General features: G+C 58.2%; 14 protein-coding genes. 6 read left to right on the top strand and 8 right to left on the bottom strand.

Annotation, left to right across the window (positions count from 1 at the left end; all coding sequences use genetic code 11):
• Positions 1–168 precede the first annotated feature (168 nt).
• Together AAEZ09_RS08855 and AAEZ09_RS08850 are read left to right on the top strand one after the other, a co-directional pair.
• Positions 169–849: a Fe2+-dependent dioxygenase gene (locus AAEZ09_RS08855; RefSeq protein ID WP_045060023.1), complete on the top strand. Its 681-nt coding sequence runs from the start codon at positions 169–171 to the stop codon at positions 847–849.
• Positions 846–1,607, top strand: a complete 762-nt coding sequence (locus AAEZ09_RS08850; protein WP_350599088.1) for a tetratricopeptide repeat protein — start codon at positions 846–848, stop codon at positions 1,605–1,607. Before AAEZ09_RS08855 ends, AAEZ09_RS08850 begins: the two co-directional genes overlap by 4 nt.
• A 194-nt stretch (positions 1,608–1,801) precedes the next feature.
• Here AAEZ09_RS08850 and AAEZ09_RS08845 read toward each other — a convergent pair whose 3' ends face one another.
• From AAEZ09_RS08845 to AAEZ09_RS08825, 5 genes are all read right to left on the bottom strand, one after another.
• A complete protein-coding gene (locus tag AAEZ09_RS08845; RefSeq protein ID WP_045060021.1) occupies positions 1,802–2,965 on the bottom strand; it encodes a type III PLP-dependent enzyme in 1,164 nt (387 codons plus the stop codon).
• A gap of 453 nt (positions 2,966–3,418) precedes the next feature.
• Positions 3,419–4,576, bottom strand: coding sequence for an osmoprotectant ABC transporter ATP-binding protein OsmV (locus tag AAEZ09_RS08840; RefSeq protein ID WP_045060020.1), 1,158 nt, complete (start codon positions 4,574–4,576; stop codon positions 3,419–3,421).
• The gene (locus AAEZ09_RS08835) at positions 4,573–5,226 is read right to left on the bottom strand and encodes an ABC transporter permease (protein WP_350599085.1); all 654 of its coding nucleotides are present in this window, start codon (positions 5,224–5,226) and stop codon (positions 4,573–4,575) included. Before AAEZ09_RS08835 ends, AAEZ09_RS08840 begins: the two co-directional genes overlap by 4 nt.
• Positions 5,227–5,238: 12 nt before the next feature.
• Positions 5,239–6,147, bottom strand: a complete 909-nt coding sequence (locus AAEZ09_RS08830) for a glycine betaine ABC transporter substrate-binding protein (protein WP_414704656.1) — start codon at positions 6,145–6,147, stop codon at positions 5,239–5,241.
• 20 nt (positions 6,148–6,167) lie between these two features.
• Positions 6,168–6,884: an ABC transporter permease gene (locus tag AAEZ09_RS08825; RefSeq protein WP_045060018.1), complete on the bottom strand. Its 717-nt coding sequence runs from the start codon at positions 6,882–6,884 to the stop codon at positions 6,168–6,170.
• Positions 6,885–7,352: 468 nt separating this feature from the next.
• Between AAEZ09_RS08825 and AAEZ09_RS08820 the strand changes: the two genes are divergently transcribed.
• A complete protein-coding gene (locus AAEZ09_RS08820; protein ID WP_045060017.1) occupies positions 7,353–8,936 on the top strand; it encodes a peptide chain release factor 3 in 1,584 nt (527 codons plus the stop codon).
• A 135-nt stretch (positions 8,937–9,071) separates the two neighbouring features.
• Here the strand turns inward: AAEZ09_RS08820 and AAEZ09_RS08815 are convergent, their stop codons facing one another.
• A complete protein-coding gene (locus tag AAEZ09_RS08815) occupies positions 9,072–9,413 on the bottom strand; it encodes a nuclear transport factor 2 family protein (protein ID WP_350599082.1) in 342 nt (113 codons plus the stop codon).
• 190 nt (positions 9,414–9,603) lie between these two features.
• On the opposite strand from AAEZ09_RS08815, the gene AAEZ09_RS08810 reads away from it, so the two are divergent.
• From AAEZ09_RS08810 to AAEZ09_RS08800, 3 genes are all read left to right on the top strand, one after another.
• Positions 9,604–9,861, top strand: a complete 258-nt coding sequence (locus AAEZ09_RS08810; RefSeq protein WP_350599080.1) for a hypothetical protein — start codon at positions 9,604–9,606, stop codon at positions 9,859–9,861.
• Positions 9,862–10,915: 1,054 nt separating this feature from the next.
• Positions 10,916–11,137, top strand: coding sequence for an MbtH family protein (locus AAEZ09_RS08805; protein ID WP_350599078.1), 222 nt, complete (start codon positions 10,916–10,918; stop codon positions 11,135–11,137).
• A complete protein-coding gene (locus tag AAEZ09_RS08800; RefSeq protein WP_350599076.1) occupies positions 11,130–12,380 on the top strand; it encodes an MFS transporter in 1,251 nt (416 codons plus the stop codon). The genes AAEZ09_RS08805 and AAEZ09_RS08800 overlap by 8 nt, the downstream gene beginning before the upstream one ends.
• A gap of 274 nt (positions 12,381–12,654) precedes the next feature.
• Here AAEZ09_RS08800 and AAEZ09_RS08795 read toward each other — a convergent pair whose 3' ends face one another.
• The gene (locus AAEZ09_RS08795) at positions 12,655–13,635 is read right to left on the bottom strand and encodes a peptide ABC transporter ATP-binding protein (RefSeq protein ID WP_045061495.1); all 981 of its coding nucleotides are present in this window, start codon (positions 13,633–13,635) and stop codon (positions 12,655–12,657) included.
• A complete protein-coding gene (locus AAEZ09_RS08790) occupies positions 13,635–14,603 on the bottom strand; it encodes an ABC transporter ATP-binding protein (RefSeq protein WP_205893544.1) in 969 nt (322 codons plus the stop codon). The genes AAEZ09_RS08795 and AAEZ09_RS08790 overlap by 1 nt, the downstream gene beginning before the upstream one ends.
• Positions 14,604–14,610 lie beyond the last annotated feature (7 nt).

Genomic DNA, 14,610 nt, shown 5'->3' with positions numbered 1-14,610 from the left:
AGGGTAAACAGGTATTCGTATCAATTGCGAAACATTACTATTCGCACTGAATTTACATTCTTTACAATTTAACCTTACGGTTTTTGCTGATTCGTTCGTCGCGAGGGTTTTACACAGTCAATAAGAATCAATACCATTGACATCCCTTTGCCTGCAGGTATTGCCTCCATGTTGCTGCACATTCCCGGCGTGTTCGCGAAAGAAGAAGTGCAGCGTATCCGGGAGGCCCTGGAGCAGGCGGATTGGGCGGATGGCAAAATCACGGCGGGCTACCAATCGGCCAAGGCCAAGCATAATTTGCAGCTGCCGGAAGGCCATCCACTGGCCAAGGAAATCGGCGCAGCGATGCTGGAACGGCTGTGGAAAAATCCGCTGTTCATGTCCGCAGCCCTGCCGCACAAGGTCTTCCCGCCGTTGCTGAACTGTTATACGGCGGGCGGCAGTTTCGACTTCCATATCGACAACGCAGTGCGCCAGCCGCAGAACAGTATCGAGCGTGTGCGCACCGACTTGTCGGCCACCCTGTTCTTCAGCGAGCCCGAGGACTATGACGGCGGCGAACTGGAGATCCAGGACACCTTCGGCACCCAGCGGGTGAAATTGCCTGCCGGTGATATGGTCCTGTATCCCGGCACCAGCCTGCACAAGGTCAACGCGGTTACCCGCGGGACACGTTTTGCCTCGTTCTTCTGGACCCAGAGCCTGGTGCGCGAGGACAGCCAGCGCGCGCTGCTGTTCGAGATGGACGGGGCGATCCGTCAGTTGACTCAGGACATGCCCGATCATCCTTCATTGATCCGCCTGACCGGCACCTATCACAACCTGCTGCGCCGCTGGGTCGAGGTATGACTTTTCAATTGCGCCGCGAGGAAGTTCTGGACGGTGAACGGCTCAAGGCGATGCTCGACGAAAGCCCGGCGCGTGCTGCCCAGGCCATCCTGATCGCCGCCCGCGAGAACCTCCTGGATGCCCAGGCATTGCTCGGGCAGATCCTGCTGGACGGGCAAGGTATCGAGCAGGATTTGCCACTGGCCCTGCGCTGGTTCGAGATCGCGGCGAAACGCGGCCACCTGATGGCGCGCAACATGCTGGGTCGCTGCCATGAACACGGGTGGGGGTGCGCTGCGGACGCCGCAGTGGCGGCCGGGCATTATCGGATCGCCGCAGACGCAGGCCTGGATTGGGCGATGTACAACTACGCCAACCTGCTGGCAACCGGGCGTGGGGTGGCGGTAGATCAACGCCAGGCGCTTGATTTGTATCGCCGTGCCGCCGGGCTTGGCCACGCGAAATCGATGAACCTGCTGGGGCGTTATCTCGAAGAAGGCCAGTACTGCCCGGTTGATCCGAAGGCGGCGCGTGACTGGTATCGACGCTCGGCGGTTGGCGGCGATTTTCGCGGGCAGTTCAGTTATGCCGCGGTGCTGGCGAATGAATGCAATGTCGCCGAAGCGCTGGGCTGGTTGCGCAAGGCGCTGGCGGGTGGCAACCTGAATTTCCTGCGGGTGGCGAGCCAGGCGTTGGCAAGCGCCGCCGATCCGCAAATCCGCGCATTGGCAACCGACTACGCCCAGCGCCAAACCGAATTGGAACGCGATCCGCTGTAACGGCTGGCAATGACGAAACCGTAGCTGTAATGCAATTCTGCGTAGGAGCTGCCGCAGGCTGCGATCTTTTGATCTGGCCTTTGAAAAACAAGATCAAAAGATCGCAGCCTGCGGCAGCTCCTACAGGGAATGCGGTTCAACACAAAAAAGCCCATGACGTGTCATGGGCTTTTTGTCTTGCGCGTGTCTACCGCTTACACGTAATACGATTTCAGCGGCGGGAAGCCATTGAACTCTACGGCGCTGTAGCTGGTGGTGTAGGCACCGGTCGACAGCCAGTACATACGGTCACCGATTGCCAGGTTCAGTGGCAGGCCGTATTTGTAGTTTTCGTACATGATGTCGGCGCTGTCGCAGGTGGGGCCGGCGATGACTACTTCTTCCATCTCGCCTTTCTTCTCGGTCCAGATCGGGAACTTGATGGCTTCGTCCATGGTTTCGATCAGGCCGGAGAACTTGCCCACATCCGTGTACACCCAACGCTCGACGGCGGTACGGGATTTGCGCGCAACCAGCACCACTTCGCTGACCAGGATGCCAGCGTTGGCGATCAGCGAACGGCCCGGCTCCAGGATGATTTCCGGCAGGTCGTCACCGAAGTCTTCCTTGAGGAAGCGGATGATTTCCTCGGCGTAGGTTTCCAGGCTGTTGGTGCGGGTGATGTAGTTGGCCGGGAAGCCACCGCCCATGTTGATCAGCTTGAGCACAATGCCGTCTTCTTCTTTCAGGCGCTCGAAGATCACTTTGACCTTGGCGATCGCCGCGTCCCAGACGCTGATGTCGCGCTGTTGCGACCCGACGTGGAAGGAGATGCCGTAAGGCACCAGGCCGAGGTCGCGGGCCAGGATCAGCAGGTCCATGGCCATGTCGGTCTGGCAGCCGAATTTGCGCGACAGAGGCCAGTCGGCGGTGGTCGAGCCTTCGGTGAGAATACGCACGTAGACTTTCGAGCCCGGTGCAGCCTTGGCAATGTTGCGCAAGTCGGCTTCGGAGTCGGTGGAGAACAGGCGCACGCCCTTGTCGTAGAAATAACGGATGTCTTTGGATTTCTTGATGGTGTTGCCGTAGCTGATACGGTCGGCGCTGACGCCGCGGTCCATGACCTTGTCCAGCTCGTAGATCGATGCGATGTCGAAGCTCGACCCCTTGTCTTTCAACAGGTCGATGATCTCGACCGCCGGGTTGGCTTTTACCGCGTAATAGACTTTGGCGAACTCGAAACCGGCGCGCAGGTCATCGTAGGCCTGGCTGATCATCGCGGTGTCGATCACCACGAACGGGGTTTCTTGCTTGTCGGCGAACGCCTTCATTTTGTCAAAGGTGGCGCGCTCGAAATAATCTTCGACGTTGATCGACATGCTGGAGACTCCTAAGGGCAAACTGATTTGGTCAATGGGTGTAAATGAACGTCCTCCGTATCCCCACTTTGGTTCGCCTACTTCCCAAGGCATGTCGCCGAAAGCAAAAAAGGCCACGGGAGGCGGTGCTTCCCTTGGCCTTGCTGTCTCGTCGTCAGTACTTGAGCCGGATGGATCGTTTCCAGCATGGACGTTCGGCGCGAACTTTAGGGCGTGAGGGGCTCGAGATCAACAAAAAATGTCGCGTTTTTGCACGCTTCCGTCGTGCGGTCCTGGACAGTTACTGATGTAACCGACCTGCATGACAGTGTGATGTTCCCCAAGAAGGGAGATTTGAATACGTGTAGGAGCGAGCTTGCTCGCGATGGACCTCAACGATAGCGCAGGGAACCTGATACCCCGCGGCGCCATTGAGTGCATCGCGAGCAAGCTCGCTCCTACAGTTATTTTTTGTCAGGCGACCGCAGTCTCGGCTGGCGAAACAATGCTGGTCTTGCCGCCACGGGACTTGCCGGAGCTCAGGTACTCGGCAATCGACTCCTGGGTCACTTCACCCAGGAACACCCGATCGGCGTCCATCACCGGCAACCACGAGCGGTTGAACTCGTACATGCGCGACAACAGGATGCGCAAATGCTCGTCGTAGGCCGCCGTGGCGTTGAACTCGCGCAGGTATTGCGCGCACGTGCCGGCCTGGCGATGCAGGTCACGACGTCGGACATAGCCCAGCGCCTTGTTCTCACCATCCGTCACCACCACATAACGGCGGTCATGCTCGTCCATCAGCTCCAGGGCGTCGGCCACCGGGGTTTCCGGGCTGACCGATGGCGCGTTGTCCGCCGCGTCTTCAGCCTTCACCAGCAACAGGCGCTTGAGGGTGCTGTCCTGGCCGACGAAGTTGCTGACAAAGTCATCCGCAGGGTGCGCCAGCAAGGTGTCCGGATGATCGATCTGCAACAATTTGCCTGCGCGGAAGATCGCAATCTTGTCGCCCAGCTTGATCGCTTCGTCGATGTCGTGGCTGACCATGATCACGGTCTTGTTCAGCGCGCGTTGCATCTCGAAGAATTCGTTCTGGATCATCTCGCGGTTGATCGGGTCGACCGCGCCGAACGGTTCGTCCATCAACAGCAACGGCGCATCTGCCGCCAGCGCACGGATCACACCGATCCGCTGCTGCTGGCCGCCCGACAGTTCACGCGGGTAGCGATTGAGATACTGCTTGGGTTCAAGCTTGATCATGCTCATCAACTCGCGGGCGCGGTCGTGGCATTTCTGTTTGTCCCAGCCCAACAGGCGCGGGACGATGGTGATGTTTTCCTCGATGGTCATGTTCGGGAACAGACCGATCTGCTGGATCACATAGCCGATGTTACGGCGCAGGGTCACGGCGTCGAGGTCGGTGGTGTCCTCGCCGTTGATCAGGATCTTGCCCGAGGTGGGCTTGATCAGGCGGTTGATCATTTTCAGCGTGGTGCTTTTGCCGCAGCCCGATGGTCCGAGGAACACACAGATTTCGCCTTCATTGACGGTCAGGCTGACGGAGTCCACGGCTTTCACATCTTTGCCGTTGCTTTGGAAGGTCTTGCTGAGGTTTTGAAGTTCGATCATTTGAGCAGTCCTTTTGGAGTCAGCGTGCGTTGCAGCCATTGCAGAAGCAGGTCGGCGAAGATGGCCAGGAGACTGACCAGCACGGCGCCGACGATCAGCATCGACATATCGCTGCGGCTGATTGAAGCGAGAATGAGTACACCCAGGCCACCGGCACCGATGGTGGCGGCGATAGTCATGACACCGATGTTCATGACCACGGCGGTGCGTACACCGGCGAGGATCACCGGCACTGCAATCGGCAGCTCGACCATGCGCAGGCGCTGGCCAAAGGTCATGCCGATACCGCGGGCGGCTTCGCGAATGCCAGGTTCCACGCCCGTCAGGGCGAGGTAGGTGTTACGCATGATCGGCAGCAGCGAGTACAGGAAGACGGCGGTGATCGCCGGCATCGGACCCAGGCCCTGGCCGAATTTGGAGTAGAACGGCAGCAGCAGGCCGAAAAGTGCGATCGACGGCACCGTCAGCAGCACCGTGGCGCTGGCCTGCAGCGGCCCGGCCAGTGCCGGGAAACGGGTCATCAGGATGCCCAGCGGCACGCCGGCTACGATCGCCAGGGTCACGGCAATGCCGACCAGGGTGATGTGCTGCCAGGTCAGATGCGCCACCTGGGCCCAGTCGAGATGGGAAAAGGCGTTCAAAAATTCCATGTCTTTTCCTCCTTAGTTGATTGGGTGCTGGCGCAGGAAATCGGCGGCAACGGATGATGGGCTTTCGTGACCGACGTCGACCCGCGCATTCAGAGCACGCATGGTCTCGTCATCGAACAGCTCGGCCAGCGGTTTGATTTCTTCCGCGAGTTTGGGATGAGCGTCGAGGTAAGCCTGGCGTACCACCGGCGCTGCGGTGTAGTCCGGGAAGTAGTGCTTGTCGTCTTCCAGCAACTTGAGTTTGAAGGCGTTCAAGCGACCGTCGGTGGTGTAGACCAGGCCGGCGAACACCTGGCCATTACGCAGGGCGGTATAGACCAGCCCGGCATCCATCTGGCGCGTGTTTTTCCGGGTCAGGTTCATGCCATAGAGCTCGACCATGCCGGCCATGCCGTCGGAACGGTTGGCAAACTCGGTGTCCAGGGCGACGAGGTGGTTAGTCTTCGCCTCAGCCTGCATCACCGTGTTCAGCTCGCTGATGGTGTTGATCTGCGGATAAGCCTTGGCGGTGGTTTCCGGCAGTGCCAGGGCGTAGGTGTTGCTGAACTTCGACGGGGTGAGCCAGACCAGGCCTTTTTTTGCGTCCAGTTCTTTCACCCGGGCGTAGGACTGGGCGCTGTCGAGCTTTTCAGTGATGTGGTTGTAAGCCACCAGCGACACGCCGGTGTATTCCCAAATCAGGTCCAGTTGACCGCTTTCCTGAGCGCTGCGAGCGAGGTTGCTGCCCAGACCGCCCGTCACCTGGGTGTCGTAACCCTTGGTGCGCAGGTACTGGGAAGTAATTTCCGCGAGCAGGGTCTGTTCGGTGAACACCCGGGCGCCGATGCGAATCACCGGTTTTTCAGCGGCTTGAGCCAATCCTGCGAACAGCAGGACACAGCCCATTATCAAGGTCATGCCTTTCAGGTGGAGAGCTTTCATAAATATTCCTTTGCCGAGGCTTAAGACGGGCGCAAGCCGCGTTCGAGCCAGAGGCGGCTGGCCAGTGTCACCAGACCATCGAGCAGCAAGGCCAGCAAGGCGGTACACGCCGCGCCGAGCAGCAGTTGCGGCTGATTGTTCAGGGCGATGCCAGGGAAAATCAGGCTGCCCAGGCTGTTGGCGCCGATCAGGAAGGCCAGCGGTGCCGTACCGACGTTGATCGCCAGGGCCACACGCACACCACCGATGATGATCGGTACGGCGTTTGGCAGTTCGACCCGCCACAGCACTTGAGTCGGCGTCATGCCGATGCCGACGGCTGCTTCCTTGAGCGAACCCTGGACGTTTTTCAGGCCTTCATAGGTGTTGCGCACGATCGGCAACAGCGAGGCAAGGAACAGGGCGAAGATCGCGGGACCACTGCCGATGCCAAGGATGCCCAGGGCGATGGCCAGTACGGCCAGGGGCGGCACGGTGTTGCCGATGTTGAAGATTTGCATGAAGCGTTCAGCACGGCCAACCATGGTTGGGCGACTGAGGAAGATACCGGCGGGTATGCCCACAACAAGGGCGGCCAGCATGGAAGCGAGGACGAGCATCAAATGGGCTTGCAGGTAAAACAACAAATCGTCGCGGTAATGTTCGATCGTATTGATGCCGATCCAGTGGACCAGCAGGGCCAGGAGTGCGACGACAACCGCACCTCCTATCAGCCCTTTGCCATAGCGAATAGCCACAGGCGGACTCCTTTTTTTCTTTGTCGGCGAACGCAGTCCCGAGTGGCAGTGCCATTCCTGGCTGCCGGGCAATGCAACGTTCGCGAGAAGCAGCTCATGCCGCACGCCTTCCCTGTAGGAGCGAGCTCGCTCGCGAAAAATGTCCCGACACCGCGGTTAACCGAATAGCCCGCGTTATCGTTGACATCCATCGCGAGCAAGCTCGCTCCTACAGGGGAAATGCGTGCGGCTTATCGAGCCATAAGCGCAGCCTCGTCAGGCCAACTTGCTGATTTATCAGCCCCTGACACGAGTGCTGTAACAGGGGAGTGGACGTCTCTACCTTTTAAAAGGTTCCATAAATAACAGCAAATAGCCACCGTCGGAGCTGCCGAAGGTGTTTGGGGGAGGGTACGAGCGGTGGTCCGTGGGGCGCGTTTTAAGCTATACTCGCCGCCCTTTTTTGAATCACCTGCCAGGCGATTTCCCATGACCAAACAGGCCGCCGAAGTCGCGAAACGCCGCACTTTCGCCATTATTTCCCACCCCGATGCCGGTAAGACCACCATCACCGAGAAGCTCCTGCTGATGGGCAAGGCGATCGCGGTTGCCGGCACGGTGAAGTCCCGCAAGTCCGACCGCCATGCCACCTCCGACTGGATGGAAATGGAAAAACAACGGGGTATTTCCATTACCACGTCGGTCATGCAGTTCCCGTATCGCGACCACATGGTTAACCTGCTCGACACCCCGGGCCACGAAGACTTCTCCGAAGATACCTACCGTACCCTGACGGCGGTCGACTCGGCATTGATGGTCCTCGACGGCGGTAAGGGTGTGGAGCCACGGACCATCGCGCTGATGGACGTCTGCCGTCTGCGGGACACGCCGATTGTCAGCTTCATCAACAAACTCGACCGCGACATCCGTGACCCGATTGAACTGCTCGACGAAATCGAAGCGGTCCTGAAGATCAAGGCTGCGCCGATCACCTGGCCGATCGGTTGCTACCGCGACTTCAAGGGTGTGTATCACCTGGCCGACGACTACATCATCGTCTACACCGCCGGTCACGGCCACGAACGTACCGATGTGAAGATCATCGAGAAGCTCGACTCGGACGAAGCCCGCGCGCATTTGGGCGACGAGTACGACCGCTTCGTCGACCAGCTGGAGCTGGTGCAGGGCGCCTGCCACGAATTCAACCAACAGGAATTCCTCGACGGCCAGCTGACTCCGGTGTTCTTCGGTACTGCCTTGGGCAACTTCGGTGTCGATCACGTGCTGGACGCCGTGATCAATTGGGCGCCGAAACCCCTGGCGCGGGTCGCCAACGAGCGCACCGTGGAACCGATCGAAGAGAAATTCACCGGCTTCGTGTTCAAGATCCAGGCGAACATGGACCCCAAACACCGCGACCGTATCGCCTTCATGCGTATCTGCTCCGGCAAATACGAAAAGGGCATGAAGATGCGCCACGTACGCACCGGCAAGGATGTACGGATCGGCGACGCCCTGACGTTCTTCTCCTCCGAGCGTGAGCAACTGGAAGAAGCCTTCGCCGGCGACATCATCGGCCTGCACAACCACGGCACCATCCAGATCGGCGACACCTTCACCGAAGGCGAAGTCCTGGGCTTCACCGGTATCCCGCACTTCGCCCCGGAGCTGTTCCGTCGTGTGCGTCTGCGCGATCCGCTGAAATCCAAACAGCTGCGCCAAGGCTTGCAGCAACTGGCCGAAGAGGGCGCGACCCAGGTGTTCTTCCCCGAGCGCAGCAACGACATCATCCTCGGCGCCGTGGGTGTGCTGCAGTTCGACGTGGTCGCCAGCCGCTTGAAAGAGGAATACAAGGTCGAGTGCTCGTACGAGCCGATCACCGTGTACTCGGCGCGCTGGATCGATTGCGACGATAAGAAGAAGATGGAGGAATTCCGCGTCAAGGCTGTGGAAAACCTCGCGGTCGACGGCGGCGGTCACCTGACCTACCTCGCCCCGACCCGGGTCAACCTGGCGCTGATGGAAGAGCGCTGGCCGGACGTGAAATTCCGTGCGACGCGTGAGCATCACTAAGCGTTGAGCTGTCACACAAAAGCCCCGTTGCGAAAGCCTCGGGGTTTTTGGTTTCTGGCGAAGATCAAAAGATCGCAGCCTTCGGCGTATACCCGTAGGAGCTGCCGAAGGCTGCGATCTTTTGATCTTGGCGCGCTAGAGCACAAACGTCCCCTGATGAAAAACCATCTGCCATCGCCCTTCTCTCTGACGCCAGATTGAGCTGCGCAAGGTGGTGTTGTCATCGGTTAGGCAGCGGTAGGTCACCAGGGCGGTATCAGCCGAGATTGGTTTAACGGCGAACTCGGTGATGGTGCGTTGGACGAAGACCTGATCAGGCAAACTCTCGACCACGTCGGCTTTGCACCACACGGCCCCACTGGCGCCAAACTCCGTGAAGTCGTCGTCGATCAACTGTGAAATCGCTTCGGCATCAATCCGCGTGGCCTGCGCCAGCAGGCGTTGTTCCAGTTCTAGCAGTGTCTGCAATAGCGACATTGCCGCCTCCATCGTCCGTAAAACCGGGCTCATATCGATTCGCCATAATCATTATGCAAAACCAGTCTGCTTGTGAGCGGCATTCTGCTGTTTCATTAACGTCCTATCTGGAGAACCGACTCAATCGGAACTAAATTTCACGGACTGCCCCTCAGGCATCCCATGCTTAACCAAAAGGATGAATTCGGCTATGAGCATTTTTCGACGCATTTTGCTGTTGCTAAAGGTTTTGGTGATTATGTCCGTTGGCATGTCCGCAGCGCGGGCCGAATGCCCCGATCACGGTGAACAGGCATCGAGCGGGCAGGTAGGGCACTCAGGCCTGATGATCGCCAAGTCCGAATCCGAGCCCGGTGACCAGGGGCAGGGAGGTAGCGCGGACGACGATGATTCCACTACCGAAGAGCCGGATTCCGATGACCCGGATGAAGGCGATAGCCAGACGTAAGAGGTAATTTTCGGGCAAAAGATAACCCCTTCACTCCGACCGTTACGCAGTCGAGGTAGAAGAGGTTTTGGGTAACCAACACCTGACCCTGTGGGAGCGGGCTTGCCCGCGATGGCGATGCCGCAGTGACATTAAAGTCGCCTGGTGGGACGCCATCGCGGGCAAGCCCGCTCCCACAGGTTCTTTAGTACACCGTCATGTCGCGCCATCCAGAAGCTGCTCGGCGTAGTGGCAAGCCACCTGGCGGTTGTCGAGCAGGCGCAGGGCCGGTTCTTCGGTGCCGTAGCTCTACACCCTCTCAATCTTCGCCTGGATAATTCACCTCATTTTGGGTGCATTTCCCGCTGCATGGTTACGGCTTTCTGTCGCCCGTATTTAACCCCCCCTGGCTGATGGTTGAGATTTTTCGTTATTGCCAAAACCGTTTCCGGTAAATACCACGCAGTTATTTGAAACATATTGAGATGGTTTAGAGCTTGTCGGTGGCGCGGACCTACAGAATGTTCCTACAGCTATTTCTGTAAATTTATATATCGATTTTTTTCTATTGTGCGATTGAGTGTGATGTCTATATTGAAAACTAGATCGACGCTTGAAGAGTGTCAACGTGATCGAAGCATTAGTGGGGGTGGATAAAACCATTGCGTATCAAGAGCTTTATAGGCTGTCGAATGACCTTGCCAGCCTTTTCATTCAACTGGGGCCACCTATGAATCCCGCATCGGGGTATATGCCGAGGCTTCCGTCGATCTGGTTGTCAGTATTATTGCAATAATTAAGGTTGGCGCAGCCTTTATCCCTTTGGAAGTTGCTGATTCGTCTGGTCGGATAAGTCCATAATTTCAACGAGTTGGTGCGGTTGAAATTTATCCCTGAAGAACGAACTTAACGCCAGCCGGTGCTGCTTAAAACGATGAAGGAGTTGACGAGCGCAACCCGAAAACGCTGCTTGAAAACATCTGAAATCAGAAAGCCATTGCTGCATCCCAGGTTCAACTCTCACGAAGCTGAACCTTCGCTAATCATTCCTGTTCATTCGATCTGAGGAGGTGGTATGACATTTTTGAATGCCGAGTCGGGCTATGTTGTGGTTGTGAACGAGGAAGAACAGTATTCCCTATGGCCTCAAGGAAAAAATCTTCCTGCTGGGTGGAGGTCTGTGTTTGGTCCGTGTCCAAAGGAGGAGTGCCTGCATGAAATAGAGCAGCGCTGGGTCGACATGCGTCCGAAAAGTCTGCGCGAAGCTATGCATCGGGCTGGCCACGACAATGGCTAAAGACTTGGGGAGAGATTTTTCACTGCTCTGGGCTGCACAAGCGGTTTCACTGGTCGGTAGCGAAATTTCGGCAGTGGCCATTCCGTTGTTCGCGATTGGCGTGTTGGGGTTCGATGCTGCCGAACTGGGTATTCTGCTCGCACTGCAAGGTGTTCCGCCAGTGATATTCGGTGTGTTTGCTGGCGTGTGGGTAGACCGGGTTTCGCAGCGACGCCTGCTGCTTGCAAGCGATGTGCTACGAGCTGTTCTAGTTGCTTTCATTCCCCTATTGTATTGGGCTGACAGTCTGAGTACTGCAGCCCTGTTTCTGTGTACTTTCCTCATTGCCAGCGTCACCGTGTTCTCGGATATCGCCTATTGGAGTTTTATTCCCCGGATAGTGCCTGACCAACAGTTGTTGGCCGGTAATTCTCGTTTATCGATGAGCCAGTCCATCGCCACAACCGGGGGGCCGGGGATGGCGGGGGCCATCGCCAGTTTTATCGGGCCAACTATGGCGTTAGTGGTTGATGCCATCTCTTACCTTGTATCGTTTGCATTGACCAAAGGTGTCAGTGTAAAGAAGGCTGATGAGCCTCCCGTTACCCATGAACCAGTGCTTGAGGCTTTGCTATCCGGTCTTCGCTTTGTATTTGGCAACCGTAAGATCCTGTTGTTGGCCAGCGGCGCCGCGATATGGCATCTGGTGTATTTCTCGCTGTTGACGATGCTGTTCATCTATCTGACCAGGGATCTGACTTCACCGGCGTATGTGGTGGGTATCGTACTGACCTGTGGCGGCCTGGGGTCGTTGGTGGGGGCGATCGTTATCTCGCGGGTGAAGGTGAGCATCGGGAGGTTGTTTATGCTGGCCGCTACCTTAATAGGCGCACAACTTCCGCTGGTGCTCATCCCGGTACCCTATTCAGAAATGTGGATCAGCCAGGTCGCCGTTGCTATCGCGCTACTGCTTTCCGGAGTGTCTGCCGCAGCACATTCGATCTTGCACATCACGTTGCGTCAGGAGGAAACGCCGCGGGACTTGCTGGGTCGCATGACGTCTGTGGTCAGGCTCATCAGTTGGGGGGCGATGCCGCTTGGATCGTTGCTGGGGGGGATGTTGCTCAACTATTACTCGGCTGTGGCGGCCTTCCAATTGAACAGTTTGATTGGTGCCGGGCTGACAGTTATATGGCTGGCATGTCTTATTCCCAGTTTGAAGCGTCGAGAGATGTTCGAAAGGTCTGGAGAGCACAGCGAATGATCGGTGATCAGGATGAGGTGGAGGTGCCGCTTTCTTTTGCTCAGGAACGTATGTTCATTTTGAGTAAAGCCGAGGCTGATCCTGCATTATATAACGTTCCCAGAGTTGCATTATCTCGACAGATAAAAGAAAACCCCTTCTATCGAGCTGGGGCGCACTCCAGGAAAAGGGGTTTGGTCAAACAGGTAATGAGCCGGTTCGCAAAAGCGGTGTGTCAGCCACAATAGTAGTGACTGACACCCCATCTTTGTGAGCAGGCTCTCGCCTACATTTTTCAGGCCACGCCGTCGAGAAACTGCTCGGCGTAGTGGCAAGCCACCTGGCGGTTGTCGAGCAGACGCAACGCCGGCTCTTCGGTACTGCAGCGCTCGGTCGCATACGGGCAGCGCTTGTGGAAAGCGCAGCCCGGTGGCGGGTTCAGAGGGTTGGGCAGTTCGCCGACGATCTTGATTTTCGGCTTGTTCGGGTCCGGGTGGATGGTCGGGGTGGCCGACAGCAGCGCCTGGGTGTAGGGGTGCAGCGGGCGTTCGTAGATGTCGTTCTTCGGGCCGATCTCCACCGGGCGGCCGAGGTACATCACCATCACGTCATCGGCGACGTGTTGCACCACCGCCAGGTTGTGGGAGATGAACACGTAGGCGGTGTTGAACTCCTGCTGCAGGTCCATGAACAGGTTCAGCACCTGGGCCTGGATCGACACGTCCAGTGCCGAGGTCGGCTCATCCGCCACCAGCACTTTTGGTTGCAACATCATCGCGCGGGCGAGGGCGATCCGTTGGCGCTGGCCGCCGGAGAACATGTGCGGGTAGCGCTGGTAATGCTCAGGGCGCAAGCCGACCTGCTTCATCATCGCCTGGACTTTCTCGCGACGTTCGGCGGCGCTCAGGTTGGTGTTGATCAGCAGCGGTTCGCCCAGCTGGTCGCCGACTTTCTGCCGCGGGTTCAACGACGCATACGGGCTCTGGAACACCATCTGCACGTCTTTACGCAGCTGCTTGCGCTGGGCCTTGTCGGCGCCAGCGACTTCCTGGCCGGCGATTTTCAAAGAGCCGGATGACGGCTCTTCGATCAGGGTCAGGGCGCGGGCCAGGGTGGATTTGCCGCAGCCCGATTCGCCAACAACGGCGAGGGTCTTGCCGGCCTCCAGTTCGAACGACACGCCGTTCAGGGCGCGTACGGTCGCGTGGCCCTTGAACAGGCCACGGGACACTTCGTAGTGACGGGTCAGGTCGCGGGCGGTAAGTACGACGGCCATTACGCCACCTCCTGATTCAGCGGGTAGAAGCAGCGGGCGAGGCTGTTGCTTTTCGGGTCGAGGGCCGGACGCTGGGTGCGGCAATTTTCTTGCACATAGGGGCAGCGCGGCGACAGCAGGCAACCCTGCGGACGGTCGTAACGACCGGGAACGATGCCCGGCAGCGTGGACAGGCGCGAGGCGCCGAGGCTGTGTTCCGGAATGGCCTTGAGCAGCGCTTCGCTGTACGGGTGCGCCGGGATGTCGAACAGTTGCGGCACCTGCCCGACTTCAACCGCCTGGCCAGCGTACATCACGCACACGCGCTGGGCGGTCTCGGCAACGACGGCGAGGTCGTGGGTGATCAGCACCAGGCCCATGTTCTGCTCTTTCTGCAGGGCCAGCAGCAGCTCCATGATCTGCGCCTGAATCGTCACGTCGAGGGCTGTGGTCGGTTCGTCGGCGATCAGCAATTTCGGCTCGCCGGCAATCGCCATGGCGATCGCGACACGCTGGCTCATACCGCCGGACAACTGGTGCGGGTAGGCATCCATACGACTGGCGGCGCCCGGTATTTCAACTTTTTCCAGCAGTTCGATGGCGCGTTTACGCGCCTGCTTGCCGGACATTTTCAGGTGCAGGCGCAGCACTTCTTCGATCTGGAAACCGACGGTGTAGCTCGGGTTCAGCGCGGTCATCGGGTCCTGGAAGACCATGGACAGGTCTTTGCCGACGATTTGCCGACGTTGACGATTGCTGAGCTTGAGCATGTTCTTGCCGTCGAAATTCAGCGCGTCGGCGGTCACGATACCTGGGTGCTCGATCAGCCCCATCAACGCCATCATGGTCACGGACTTGCCGGAACCCGACTCGCCAACGATGGCCAGGACTTCGCCCTTGTCGACCTTGAGGTCGAGGCCGTCGACCACTGGCACGGCATTCTTGTCGCCAAAGCGAACGTTGAGATTCTTGATTTCTAACAGTGACATTTGAATC

Source organism: Pseudomonas sp. 65/3-MNA-CIBAN-0223 (genome assembly GCF_040310425.1).
Lineage (GTDB): Bacteria > Pseudomonadota > Gammaproteobacteria > Pseudomonadales > Pseudomonadaceae > Aquipseudomonas > Aquipseudomonas gregormendelii.
This window is presented reverse-complemented; position numbering and strand designations above follow the sequence as displayed.